Annotated in this window: 13 protein-coding genes; 2 read left to right on the top strand and 11 right to left on the bottom strand. The window is 35.5% G+C overall.

From position 1 onward, the window contains the following. Positions 1-9 precede the first annotated feature (9 nt). Entirely contained in the window at positions 10-837 is an 828-nt protein-coding gene (gene racE / locus CAO17_RS04990) for a glutamate racemase (protein ID WP_085991758.1), read from the bottom strand. Positions 838-1,594: 757 nt separating this feature from the next. On the opposite strand from racE, the gene CAO17_RS04985 reads away from it, so the two are divergent. After that, positions 1,595-1,819 carry a helix-turn-helix domain-containing protein gene (locus CAO17_RS04985; protein ID WP_010651078.1) on the top strand — a complete coding sequence of 75 codons (225 nt, stop codon included), beginning with the start codon at positions 1,595-1,597 and terminating at the stop codon, positions 1,817-1,819. A 257-nt stretch (positions 1,820-2,076) separates the two neighbouring features. Here CAO17_RS04985 and sdhB read toward each other — a convergent pair whose 3' ends face one another. Genes sdhB through CAO17_RS04970 form a run of 3 tightly spaced genes read right to left on the bottom strand, consistent with a single transcriptional unit; the run spans position 2,077 to position 5,264 of the window. Beyond that, the gene (gene sdhB / locus CAO17_RS04980) at positions 2,077-2,841 is read right to left on the bottom strand and encodes a succinate dehydrogenase iron-sulfur subunit (RefSeq protein ID WP_085991757.1); all 765 of its coding nucleotides are present in this window, start codon (positions 2,839-2,841) and stop codon (positions 2,077-2,079) included. An 18-nt stretch (positions 2,842-2,859) separates the two neighbouring features. Next, positions 2,860-4,611 (bottom strand): succinate dehydrogenase flavoprotein subunit, encoded by a 1,752-nt coding sequence (sdhA, locus tag CAO17_RS04975; protein ID WP_085991756.1) that lies wholly within the window; start codon positions 4,609-4,611, stop codon positions 2,860-2,862. A gap of 29 nt (positions 4,612-4,640) precedes the next feature. After that, the gene (locus CAO17_RS04970) at positions 4,641-5,264 is read right to left on the bottom strand and encodes a succinate dehydrogenase cytochrome b558 subunit (RefSeq protein ID WP_085991755.1); all 624 of its coding nucleotides are present in this window, start codon (positions 5,262-5,264) and stop codon (positions 4,641-4,643) included. Between the two features lie 333 nt (positions 5,265-5,597). Here CAO17_RS04970 and CAO17_RS04965 point away from each other — a divergent pair, with 333 nt between their 5' ends. Further along, a complete protein-coding gene (locus CAO17_RS04965) occupies positions 5,598-6,035 on the top strand; it encodes a YslB family protein (RefSeq protein WP_085991754.1) in 438 nt (145 codons plus the stop codon). Between the two features lie 41 nt (positions 6,036-6,076). On the opposite strand, the gene uvrC is transcribed toward CAO17_RS04965, so the two are convergent. The 7 genes from uvrC to CAO17_RS04930 all read right to left on the bottom strand — a co-directional run bounded on the left by uvrC (position 6,077) and on the right by CAO17_RS04930 (position 13,551). Next, positions 6,077-7,858 (bottom strand): excinuclease ABC subunit UvrC, encoded by a 1,782-nt coding sequence (uvrC, locus tag CAO17_RS04960; RefSeq protein WP_085994409.1) that lies wholly within the window; start codon positions 7,856-7,858, stop codon positions 6,077-6,079. Between the two features lie 138 nt (positions 7,859-7,996). Beyond that, complete coding sequence (gene trxA / locus CAO17_RS04955; protein WP_085991753.1) at positions 7,997-8,311, bottom strand: thioredoxin; 315 nt, start codon at positions 8,309-8,311, stop codon at positions 7,997-7,999. Positions 8,312-8,500: 189 nt separating this feature from the next. After that, a complete protein-coding gene (locus CAO17_RS04950) occupies positions 8,501-9,478 on the bottom strand; it encodes an electron transfer flavoprotein subunit alpha/FixB family protein (RefSeq protein ID WP_085991752.1) in 978 nt (325 codons plus the stop codon). Between the two features lie 28 nt (positions 9,479-9,506). Next, positions 9,507-10,280 (bottom strand): electron transfer flavoprotein subunit beta/FixA family protein, encoded by a 774-nt coding sequence (locus CAO17_RS04945; protein WP_085991751.1) that lies wholly within the window; start codon positions 10,278-10,280, stop codon positions 9,507-9,509. A 50-nt stretch (positions 10,281-10,330) separates the two neighbouring features. Further along, positions 10,331-11,101, bottom strand: coding sequence for an enoyl-CoA hydratase (locus tag CAO17_RS04940; RefSeq protein ID WP_085991750.1), 771 nt, complete (start codon positions 11,099-11,101; stop codon positions 10,331-10,333). 49 nt (positions 11,102-11,150) lie between these two features. Continuing rightward, complete coding sequence (locus CAO17_RS04935) at positions 11,151-11,741, bottom strand: fatty acid metabolism transcriptional regulator FadR (RefSeq protein WP_085991749.1); 591 nt, start codon at positions 11,739-11,741, stop codon at positions 11,151-11,153. 124 nt (positions 11,742-11,865) lie between these two features. Beyond that, positions 11,866-13,551: an AMP-binding protein gene (locus tag CAO17_RS04930; RefSeq protein WP_085991748.1), complete on the bottom strand. Its 1,686-nt coding sequence runs from the start codon at positions 13,549-13,551 to the stop codon at positions 11,866-11,868. Between the last annotated feature and the right edge of the window lie 101 nt (positions 13,552-13,652).

Here is a 13,652-nt window from a genome sequence, read left to right as displayed (position 1 = left end):
CAGGAGCTGTTAAGAAGCATCCTGATTTGTATTTAAACTAGCCTTTTGAATAGTTAACTTACTATAGCTAGGCTCCTTAAAAACAGTTCTAGCTATTTGGTTAAACACTTTTAACTCTCCAGTTGTGTAAAATTGATGACTAGGATGAGTATCCTCATGATTTAACAGTCCATGAACTTCCAATATTGTACTGGTTTCACTTGCTGTTTCTTCACTGGATGAGATAATCGTTACATTTTCCCCCATCACAGACTGTATGGTATCTTTTAACAAAGGATAGTGAGTACAACCTAAAATTAAAGTATCCATATATTCCTTATTTTGTAATGGGAACAAAGTTTTTCTCACCTCTGCTTTTGCATCCGGTCCCGAAAGAATCCCTTGCTCAACCATAGGAACAAATGAGGGACAGGCTAATGGACTTATCCGAATTTCCGCTTTTATTGTTTTCAAAGCCTTCGTATAAGCTTCACTATAAATAGTTCCTTGTGTACCAATTACTCCAACATGATTGCTTTGCGTAAACTTAATGGCTGCTCTAGCACCTGGTTGTATGACACCAATCACGGGTATATCTAACTCTCTTTGTAATTCCTCTAACGTAAATGCTGTTGCGGTATTACATGCGATAACAAGCATCTTAATATCTTTATCCAATAAGAATTTAACCATTTCCCACGTAAACATTTTTATTTCTTTCGGCGTTCTATGCCCATACGGACATCGAGCTGTATCGCCTAAATATAATAATTTTTCCTTCGGTAGTTGTCGCATTAATTCATGTGCAACGGTTAATCCACCTACACCTGAGTCAATTACTCCTATAGCCCTTTCCAAAAAAAATCTCCTCTTCTAAGATGTTATTTTAAATTTGTCACAAGTTTATCTAATTATCTAATTAAATCTTCCTTTTCATTAGCAAAAAAACGCTCAATCACTTCCCCTAAAAAACATAACGCATTTCTATAACCTTGTAAATGAATAGCTTTTTTAATAAATGAACAACCGGTTAGTTAATTAAAATCCTCGTCCATTATGCTAAGCATTCCGGATAAATAACGTAATCATTTCTATTCTTTCATTTACATCCATTATCGAATCCAATGAGGTTCTTCCTGGTTAACCCTAACTAATAGTTTATCATATTCACTTTTGTACATGGTGTTTCGTCTATTAATTTTTTTATGGATATCCTTTCCTTTTATTTAACGTATTGCAGATGGCTAGTGCGTTGATATTAACATAGCACTCAACAAGTCTAATACTTGTCTATAAAAAAAGATTCCTTTTTTATAAAGTGAATTTTCAATTAGTGGGGGGGTCTTTTCATTCCCCACTAAAACAAAGGAACAAAAGATAAAGTCGCAACGTCCGATGGGCTTTAAGGGACAGGTTTATCCACCACCTAAAGGAATCGTTTTTCCTCCATTTTTGATGTGGGGGGATTACTGCCCCTTAACCAGCGAAAATATTTAAAGATTATTTGCTTTTCACTGCAGTTATACTCACTAAATTTTGATGTGAACATAAGCTATAGTGACTAAATAATTTCCCTTCAGCATGCAGCTCTATGAGAGCAAGGAGGGGTTAACATTTGAAGGACAACGAGTATAAGCCGAAGCAATTATTAACCAAACGTGAAAAAGAAGTATTCGAATTGTTAGTTCAAGACAAAACAACAAAAGAAATTGCCCAGGAATTGTTTATATCAGAAAAAACTGTCCGAAACCACATTTCAAATGCAATGCAGAAGTTAGGAGTCAAGGGGCGATCTCAAGCCGTAGTCGAACTACTTCGTATGGGGGAATTAAAACTCTAAAGATTTCTGGAACTCACCCCCTAAACGCAAGACTATCGGGTGGTAAGTTATTAATCTTTACATTTACTGGCATATAGCTAGTAAAATAACAAAAACCGACTTGCTAACACGAGTCGGTTTTTGCTTTTTGTCATGATTAAATAAGAAAGTGATATCCCCTTTGATAGACTGCTAACTACCATACATCATAAGTGAAGTACTTTACTACTTATAAAAAATGACCCTAACATTACTGAAAGGGTCATTTTAAATATTTATTAATGTGCGTTATCACTACCAAAGAAGTTTTTAAATGCTTGAATATTAGTTGCACGGTTCATAGCAGCAATAGAAGTGGTTAAAGGAATGCCTTTCGGACACACCTGTACACAGTTTTGGGAATTACCGCAACCACTAATTCCGCCTTCTTCCATCAATCCACCCAAACGCTCACTCTTATTCATTTCACCAGTAGGATGTGCATTGAATAGTCGTGCTTGTGAAAGTGCTGCTGGACCAATAAAGTTAGTTTTATCATTGACATTAGGACATGCTTCCAGACAAACACCACATGTCATACATTTTGATAATTCATAAGCCCATTGACGTTTTTTCTCAGGCATACGCGGTCCAGGACCTAAGTCATGAGTACCATCAATTGGAATCCATGCTTTTACTTGTTTTAACGCATCAAACATACGCTCTCTATCAACAATTAAATCACGGACAACTGGGAATGTAGCCATCGGAGCTAGACGAACCGGTTGCTCTAATTCGTCTACCAATGCCGCACATGATTGTCTAGGGGTGCCATTTATTACCATAGAACAGGCACCACACACTTCCTCTAAACAGTTCATATCCCATTGTACAGGTGTCGTCTTTTCACCTTTTGAATTAACTGGGTTCTTCCTTATTTCCATTAACCCTGAAATAACATTCATATTCTTCCGGTAAGGGACCTCAAAGGTTTCCTCGTAAGGAGCAGAATCCGGGCCGTCTTGCCGTGTAATGATAAATTTTACCGTCTTTTGTTCAGCCATTATATTTCTCCCCCTATTTTAATGTTTTGTTGTATAGTCTCGTTTACGTGGTTCTATTAATGAAATATCAACCTCTTCATAACTTAAGATTGGTTTTTGATTTTTCTCATCAAATTTAGCAATGGTAGTTTTTAAGAATTCCTCATCATTACGTTCTGGGAATTCTGGTTTGAAATGCGCTCCACGACTTTCATTACGATTATAAGCACCAAGTGTAATAACACGAGCTAATTGAAGCATGTTTTTAAGTTGACGAGTAAACATAACTCCTTGGTTACTCCATTTTGACGTATCATTGATATTGATATTTTCAAAACGTTGAATTAATTCTTGGATTTTCTCGTCAGTTTTTAATAGTTTAGCATTTTCTCGTACCACGGTAACATTATCCGTCATCCATTCGCCTAGCTCTTGGTGAAGTTGATAAGCATTTTCTTCCCCATCCATGCTCAATAGTTCCTTAAATTTCTCTTCTTCTTCTCTTACTTTTGTATCGAATAATTCTGAGGATAAATCTTCTGAATGTTTCTCAAGTCCTTCGATATATTCAATTGCTTTAGGACCTGCAACTGAACCACCAAATACGGCAGATAATAAAGAGTTAGCACCTAGTCGGTTTGCACCGTGCTGAGAATAATCACATTCTCCAGCTGCAAAGATACCAGGGATATTCGTCATTTGATTTATATCGACCCACATACCACCCATAGAATAGTGGACCGCTGGGAAAATTTTCATCGGTACTTTACGAGGATCTTCACCAACGAATTTCTCATAAATTTCAATAATTCCACCAAGTTTGATATCTAATTCTTTTGGATCTTTATGAGATAAATCAAGGTAAACCATATTCTCACCATTAATACCTAATTTTTGGTTTACGCAAACATCAAAGATTTCACGCGTTGCAATATCACGTGGAACTAGGTTACCATAGGCAGGATACTTCTCCTCTAAGAAATACCATGGTTCACCATCTTTATATGTCCAAATACGCCCACCTTCTCCACGTGCTGACTCACTCATTAAACGAAGCTTATCATCACCAGGAATTGCTGTTGGATGAATTTGGATAAATTCACCATTCGCGTATTTAACACCTTGCTGGTATAAAATACTTGCAGCAGATCCAGTATTAATCATAGAATTGGTTGATTTACCAAAGATAATCCCAGGGCCACCTGTTGCGAAAATAGTTGCATCGGAGCGGAATGATTTAATTTCATGAGTCTTAATGTCTTGAGCTACAATTCCCCTTGCAACACCATCTTCATCTAACACTGCACCAAGGAATTCCCATCCTTCAAATTTCGTAACTAGTCCTTCTACTTCATAACGACGAACCTGTTCATCTAAAGCATATAATAATTGCTGCCCTGTCGTAGCACCAGCATAGGCTGTACGGTGATGCTGAGTACCACCGAAACGACGGAAATCAAGAAGCCCTTCTGGTGTACGGTTAAACATAACCCCCATGCGGTCGAACATATGTATAATGCCTGGTGCTGCATCACACATCGCTTTAACTTGTGGCTGATTTGCTAAAAAGTCCCCACCATAAACGGTATCATCAAAGTGAATCCATGGTGAATCCCCTTCACCTTTTGTATTAACTGCACCATTTATACCACCTTGCGCACATACTGAGTGAGAGCGTTTAACAGGTACGATGGAGAACAAATCTACGTTGACACCTGCTTCAGCAGCTTTTATAGTGGCCATTAGGCCTGCTAAGCCACCGCCTACAACAGCGATTTTGCGATTACTCATAATAATACTCACTCTCCCTTGTCTCTATCTTAAACTCCGTAAGCAAATTGAATTAATGTTCTTACTCCAATGTAACTAACTACCAAGAATACTACTATAACAGCGTATGTTGCAATTTTTTGTGACTTTGGAGTTTGTGTAATACCCCATGATACCAAAAAGCTCCAAAGACCGTTAGCAAAATGGAATACTGTGGATATAATACCAACGATATAAAACCAGAACATAAACGGGTTCGTTAGTATACCTTCCATAAGGCTATAGTTTACTTCTGCATTACCTAAGCCTACTTGTACACGTGTTTCCCACACATGCCAAACAATAAAAATAAGTGTAATAATACCTGTAATGCGTTGCAATTTAAACATCCAGTTTCTGAAGAATCCAAATCTACTCGTATTGTTTTTTGCGGTAAATGCAATGTATACCCCTAGTACCGCATGATACAAGATTGGTAGAAAAATAATAAAAATCTCCAATACGATTACAAATGGTAGATTTGCCATAAATCCTGCAGCCCTATTAAAGCTCTCCTCACCATACACAGCAAAATGGTTCACAACTAAATGCTGTACCAAGAATATCCCTATCGGTACCACACCTAGTAGTGAATGCAACCTTCTGTAAAAAAATTCACGATGTTGATCTGCCATGGTTTCTCCCCCCTTAGTAGATTAATAGTCTAGTTGTGTACATTAAAAAAGTAAAGCGCTTTTATTACGACTTTCATTACTTTTTTAAATTGTACAATTCTTAAACAATTTTATTGTACTTCTAACATCTGAAAGCGTCAAGAAAACCAAACGGAAAATTTATAAATTAAAGGAAAAAACAACAAAATTGGCGATAATTATCGAACACACTTGATAAATCATCAAATTAAATAGATAATAATCTTTGTTATTGAATCTAAGTCGCAGTATTCTAATTCTTATTTAAGAAATCCTATATAGGAGATATACCGGGTGAAGAAAGGATGACATCCATTGTCAAAGAAGTTGGAGCAACTTACGATTTCACAGCTTAATAACTTATATACATCTGGTGCCGGTTACGATATTTTACGATACATAAGCTTACCTGAAATGCTTGGAGTAGAATCGGATACCATTCTATATTTTATGGGGAAGAACCTTGCAAGAAAATTTAAAATGGCTTCATTTGAAGATCTTATTACAATTATTGACCAATTAGGTTGGGGAAAGCTTGAGATGGTAAAAGAAAAGAAAAACGAACTGACATTCCAATTGATGGCAGATTCTGTTGTATTACGCTTACAGGCACCATTTAAAACTGAATTTCGTCTAGAATCAGGTTTTCTAGCAGAAGGAGTTCAGCAAATATTAGGAAAAGAATGTGAATGTAAAGAAGAGATTAATAAAAAAATACATGTAATTACCTTTACTGTCGTTATTACAAATTAATTAGATAAAATAAAGCTGCAGCTTAATATTTGAGCGCAGCTTTATTTTTTATTACTATTTAAATAATCTATAATATCCTCGGCAACATTGCTCGGTATACCTAGCTTAGTAATATCACCTAAATTCGCTCTTTTAATTTCATCAACTGATTTAAAATGCTGAAGTAATCGTTTACGACGTTTCTCGCCAACACCTGGTATATTATCTAATTCAGACTGAAACAAATTTTTCCCACGTAATTGCCTATGGAAAGAAATAGCAAACCGATGTACCTCATCCTGGATACGTTGAACGAGATAAAATTCCTGTGATTTTCTAGATAATGGAACGATACTTGGGGGATTTCCATAAAGAAGTTCACTCGTGTGGTGTCGATCATCTTTCGCTAATCCACCTAAAGGAATATCCAATCCTAATTCATTTTCTAATACATCTAATGCTGCATTCATCTGTCCTTTTCCACCATCAACAACTATTAAGTCTGGTAAAGGTAGTTCTTCCTTTAATACTCTGGTATATCTTCGACGAATTACTTCACGCATTGTTTCATAGTCATCAGGACCTTCTACGTCTTTTATCTTATATTTCCTGTAATCTTTTTTACTAGGTCTACCATCAATGAATACAACCATAGCAGAAACAGGATCAGTACCCTGTATATTCGAATTATCAAAAGCCTCAATTCGATGAGGTGTTTCAATACTCAATATATCACCAAGCTTTTCGACAGCCACTATGGTTCGTTCTTCATCTCTTTCAATTAAAGTGAATTTCTCTTGTATTGCAATTTTAGCATTTTTAATGGCCAATTCGACTAACTCTTTCTTTCTTCCTCTGAAAGGTGTATGAACATCCACTGCTAAAAGTTCACTTAATATATTTGTATCTGTTCCAATTGGTACAAGGATCTGTTTAGGTTTAATATGCTGTTTGTGTAGATAAAAGCGACCGATAAAGCTTAAAAAAGCATCCTCCGGGGAATCAAAAAATGGAAAAATCGACACATCTCTTTCCATTAACTTTCCTTGTCTCACAAAGAAGACTTGAATACACATCCAACCTTTATCATAGCTATATCCAAATATATCACGATCTACTTGATCGTTTAATGTCATTTTCTGACGCTCCATTACCGATTCTATATGTTGAATTTGATCACGGAATTCTTTAGCCCGTTCAAAATTCAACTGTTCACTAGCTTCTAACATTTTGTCTGTAAGGTTATTTTTAATATCTTTAAATCCACCATGCAAAAAAGAAGTTATCTCTTGTACAATTTGACGATATTCCTCTGAAGTTGGTGGGGTTTTACTACATGCAAGACACTGACCCATATGATAATAAAGACAAGGTCTTCCAGGAGGATTTTTACATTTTTTAAGAGGATATAAACGGTCTAACAATTTCTTCGTTTCTCTAGCAGCAAGAACGTTGGGATAAGGCCCAAAATATTTTCCGTTATCTTTCTTCACCTTTCGAGTTATCAATAATCGAGGATGTCTTTCGGAAGTAATCTTTAGATACGGATATGACTTATCATCCTTTAACATCACATTATATTTGGGATCATATTTTTTAATTAAGTTCATTTCTAAGATTAAAGCTTCCATTTCAGAAGTTGTCACAACGTATTCAAAGTCTACTATTTCCTGTACAAGTCTCTGTGTTTTCTTGTCATGTGCACCGGTAAAATAAGAACGGACACGGTTTCTTAATGTTTTTGACTTTCCAACATAAATAACTGTCCCCTGCCTATCCTTCATCAAGTAACACCCTGGCTGGGCAGGTAAAACAGCTAATTTCTCACTTATATTTCGATTCATCTTCATTCCATTCCTTCTGTTTAGCCAATCTATTATAATTTGAACATTTAACATTAGGGATAAATGACAATGTTTATACATTCAATTCTTAGAAAATCCCTTGTTACCTAAGCAACAAGGGATAAATGTGGTTAAAAATTATGCATGTTTATTAATTAAATCAACTAGAGCTTCTTTTGGTTGATAACCAACTACTTGATCTACGACATTTCCATCTTTAAATAAAAGTAAAGTTGGAATACTCATAACACCAAATTTACTAGCTGTTTCTTGGTTTTCATCTACATCTAATTTAACAATCTGAACTTTTTCGTTCATTTCGCCATCAATTTCTTCTAAAACTGGGGCAATCATTTTACAAGGTCCACACCAAGGTGCCCAAAAATCAGCTAAAACTAACCCTTTAGAAGTTTGTTCAGCAAAATTTTGATCAGTTACATGTTCTATTGCCATTTTATTTCCTCCCTTTCATTACATTAACCACTTAGGTAGAGTATATCATCGTTAGTATTCTCTTCCTAATACTTTGCTTATTCAAGCATAAAAAAAGTGGTTCTAACTCCTGTTACTTATAAAGAATCCGCTATGAAAGGTATACGAAAAGAGCCTAATCAAAATGACTAGACTCTTTATCTTTAAAAATTAGCTTACTTTTACATTTTTGAATTCCTCAATTAATAATGGTATTACTTCAAATAAATCACCAACAATACCATAATCAGCTACGTTAAAAATATTTGCCTCTGGGTCCTTATTAATAGCGACAATAACTTTTGAGTTTGACATACCAGCTAAGTGTTGAATGGCACCAGAGATACCAACCGCAATATATAAGTCCGGTGTAACAACTTTACCTGTTTGACCGATTTGTAAGGAGTAATCACAGTAATCTGCATCACATGCACCACGGGAAGCACCAACAGCTCCACCTAGGAGATCAGCAAGTTGATACAATGGTTTAAACCCATCTTCACTTTTCACTCCACGACCACCAGCAACAATAACTTTTGCTTCTGATAAGTCTACTCCTTCTGAAGCTTTACGAACGACCTCTTTTACTACTGTACGTAAATCTTTAATATCTACATCAATATTACGAATGTCGCCTGAACGAGAGGCATCACGATCTAGTTTTTCTATATTATTTGGCCTTACAGTAACAAATGGTAATCCACTAGAGACAACTTTCTTTTCAAATGCTTTTCCAGAGTAAATTGGTCTTGTATATACAGTTTGGCTTCCATCCACATCAATACCGACAACATCTGAGATTAATCCTGTATCCAATTTACTTGCTAGTTTCGGAGTTAAATCTTTACCTATAGATGTATGACCCATCACAATAGCATCTGGAGACTCTTCGTCGATTACAGCTAATACAGCTTGACCAAACCCTTCGGATGTATAAGACTTCAAATTATCATGTTTTACAGTTACCGCCCGATCAGCACCATAATATATTAATTCTTGAGCTAAGTTTTCTAGATCATCGTCAGCACATACAACTCCAACAATTTCACTTTCTTGGTTTATTTCTTTGGCAGCAGCAATTGCCTCAAAAGATACGTTTCTCAGTTCCCCTTCTTTTACTTCTGCAATTACTAAAATTTTTTCACTCATTTTGCGCTCCCCTTTCTCTCTTCACCTATTAAACTACTTTTGCCTCATTTTTTAGTAATTCAACTAATTCTTGAACCTGTTCCTTAATTTCTCCCTCTAAAATTTTTCCTGCCTCTTTTTCTGGAGGTAAGAAGATATCAATTGTTTTGGTTTTCGCTTCAACGTCATCCTCTTCTAAATCTAAATCATCTAGTTCGATTTCATCCAATGGTTTTTTCTTTGCTTTCATAATACCTGGAAGGGATGGATACCGTGGTTCATTTAATCCTTGTTGACACGTAACAAGTAATGGTAGAGATGTTTCTATAACTTCAACATCACCCTCAACGTCTTTATTAATTTTAACCTTATCACCATCAATAGATAAATCTGTGATAGTTGTTACGTAAGGTATATCTATAAGTTCGGCAACTCTTGGTCCTACTTGTCCACTAGCTTCATCGATAGCAACATTACCTGCAAGAATCAAATCTGGTTCTTTGTCCTCAAAGAATGCTTCTAAAATTTTGGCAGTCGTATATTGATCCCCTTCTTCAAGATCCTCTTCAGTATTAATTAATACTGCTTTGTCAGCTCCCATTGCTAAAGCAGTACGTAATTGTTTTTCAGATTCTTCATCTCCAATAGTGACAACGGTTACTTCTCCACCATGTTCATCACGTTGGTTTATTGCTTCCTCCACAGCATATTCATCATATGGATTAATAATGAATTCTGCACCATCTTCTTCAATTGTCCCATTTGATACAGCAATTTTTTCTTCTGTATCAAAAGTTCTTTTTAATAGTACGTAAATATTCATCTAGATTTCCTCCTTGTACAACGATTATATGTTATTCACACTATTTTTTATTATTTATCCTGAAATTTTGGTTTACGCTTTTCTAAAAACGCTTGAATCCCTTCTTTCGCATCTTCTGTTCCAAAAACCCTTTGGAACGAAAGTGCTTCTTCATTAACATTCTGTTCAAAATGTTCAGACTTTTGAAAGGACAACAAACGCATAATTTCGTTAATTGATGGTTTACTCATTGAAGAAATTGATTTTGCCAGTTCATTGACCTCTTTCATTAAGTCATCTTCTTTAACAACCTTATTTGCTAAACCTAATGATAAGGTTTCCTGACCAGAAATAGGTTTTCCAGTCAATATCATTTCATATGCTTTTGAAGTACCTACATATCTCGGAAGCCGCTGCGTACCAGCATAACCAGGGATAATACCAAGCGTTATTTCTGGCAAACCTAATTTTGCGGTTTCCGTAACTATGCGCATATGGCATGCCATAGCGAGCTCTAGCCCTCCACCGAGTGCAGCACCATGGATAGCGGCGATAACAGGTATAGAGGAATTTTCAAGCCTATCGAATAATTTCTGTCCTCGTTCAGCAAACTTATAAGCCGATGGATCATTTAAAGAGGTGAACTCCTTTATATCCGCTCCCGCAGAAAAGAATTTCCCTTCTCCATGAAGAACGATTACCTTTATTGAACCATCCTCTTCAATCGTGTTTAATTGGCTTTCTAAATCATCCAATAAATTACTGGACAATGCATTTGCTGGCGGACTTTTAATCGTTAAGTAAGCGATATGTTTTGCTACTTCTAATTGTATGTGTCCCAATTTCTCCCCCCCTCACTTCTATTGTAATATAATTAAGGAAAAATTTAAACTATTTTTTTTCTTTTGAAATTCCTCCCAATAATAATTCATGTACAACAGGGATATCCTCGAGCAAATCGTATTTACACTCTTTCATCACCCAATTAGTTACCATTTCATCTATCGTACCGAAAATCATCTGTCTCACCATCGGAATCTTCAAGTTCTCTTGGAATATACCAGTTTCGATACCTTCTTTGATAATGTCATCTATAACCAATAAATAAGGTTTTAAGACTTTATTTATTTCCAACCGTAAATCATAGTTAGACTGTCTTAATTCCAATTGAGTAACAATTGCTAAATGATGGTTTTCTGACAGTTGTAAGAAATGCATCTCTATTAACTTGTATAATTTTTCATCTGCACATTGTTTTTGACTAATATTATCTACAATTTTTTCAATAAATTGTCCCATCTTCTCCTTAAACATTGTCACTAATATGTCTTCTTTGTTCTTAAAATATAAATAAATGGTACCATCAGCAACACCTGCTGCTTTTGCTATTTTAGATACTTGTGAACCATGAAAACCATTTTTAGCTATAACCTCAACTGCGGCATCAATTATTTGGTGATACTTCGGCTTATTTGTCTTCATATCTTATTTCTCCTTATTCTATGGTAAAATGAATGAATAGTCATTCATATGAACATAGTAACTATATACATCATAATTGTCAATTAATGCCAGTCCAAAAACAGAGTAAAAAAAGAAGGCTAAGTTATAACATTTTTTCTTTCTCTTCCTCTACTAATTTCCTTCTTAATATCTTTCCAACCGTAGTCTTTGGTAATTCATCACGGAAATCGTAAACTCTAGGAACTTTATAGGCGGCTAAATTTTTTCTTGCATATGAATTTAACTCCGCTTCCGTTACAAAATACCCTTGCTTTAGTACAACGTAGGCCTTCACCGTTTCACCGCGGTATGGATCAGGAATGCCTGCAACGACTGCTTCTTGGATTGCCTCATGTTCGTATAATATTTCTTCCACTTCCCTTGGATATACATTAAACCCACCCGCAATAATCATATCTTTTTTTCTGTCAACAATATAAAAATATCCTTCTTCATCCATGTAACCTAGGTCACCAGTGAATAACCACCCATCCTTTAATACTTTCTCTGTTTCTACAGGATTTTTCCAATACCCCTGCATAATTTGTGGTCCTTTTACAACAATTTCTCCCACCTCACCAATTTCAGCTTCTTCCATATCTGAATGTAAACGTAAAATTTTGGCATCCGTATCAGGCCATGGAACTCCAATTGATCCATTTATCCTTCTCCCCCAAACAAAGTTAGAATGTGTGACTGGTGAAGATTCTGTAAGTCCATAACCCTCTACTAATCTTCCTCTAGTTATTTTCTCAAATTGCTCTTGAACCTCTAAAGGGAGGGGAGCCGATCCGCTTATACACGCTTCTATAGATGAAAGGTCATACTTATGAATTTCTGGATGGTTTAACAAACCGATATAAATTGTCGGTGCTCCTGGGAAAAGGGAAGGTTTTTGTTTTGAAATCGTTTTCAAAACATCAGTAGAATTAAATTTAGGCATCAAAATCATTTTAGAAGCCTGCATAATTGAATAATTCATTACTGTTGTCATACCATATACATGAAAAAATGGTAAAACTGCTAAAACCGTCTGAGATTTTGACTTCAATTTGTATAACCAAGCCTCACACATTTGAACATTTGCCACTAAATTATAATGGGTTAACATTACACCCTTTGGATTTCCCGTTGTTCCTCCTGTGTACTGAAGTAGAGCTAAGTCCTTCTTGGGATTAATATCCACTTCCAAATAATCTGATGTAGCAGTTTCCATTATATTTTTCCAAATATGAATGCCCTCTGATTGTTTAGGTTTGACAACTATATTATATTCCCTCTTTTGAATAAATGGATAAATTATATTTTTAGGGAATGGTAAATAATCTTTAATCCCTGTAACAACTGTGTGTTCGAGGTCTGTTTTTTCGCGTGCTTTCGCTACTTTTGGAAGGAGAATATCCAAGCAAATAATAAATTTTGACTCTGAGTCCATTAATTGAAATTCTAATTCTCTTTCTGTGTATAGTGGATTGGTTTGCACTACTACTCCACCAGCCATCAACACTCCATAATAACCAATCACAGCCTGTGGGCAGTTGGGTAACATAATAGCAACCTTATCACCCTTGTTTAATCCAAGTGATTGTAGGTAATGAGCTATTTGTGTACATCGATAGTAGAGATTAGCATAGTTCATTTCTTTTCCCATAAAATGAAGTGCAACTCGGTTACCATTTTTATCTGCAGTATCTTCTAGAAATGCATGTAAAGCTTTCTCATCATAACTAATACTTGTCGGGATTTCATTCGGATAATGATTATACCAACACTTGCTTTCCATTTGCATTCCTCCTAAATTCTTACTTATAACCATTATACCGATAATTTTCTGCTTTTAGAAACTTTATTTTATTTTTTATTGAAACAATATTATAAAAAGTAAAAAAT

The organism is Oceanobacillus senegalensis, from assembly GCF_900176885.1.
GTDB classification, from domain to species: Bacteria; Bacillota; Bacilli; order Bacillales; family Amphibacillaceae; genus Oceanobacillus; species Oceanobacillus senegalensis.
This window is presented reverse-complemented; position numbering and strand designations above follow the sequence as displayed.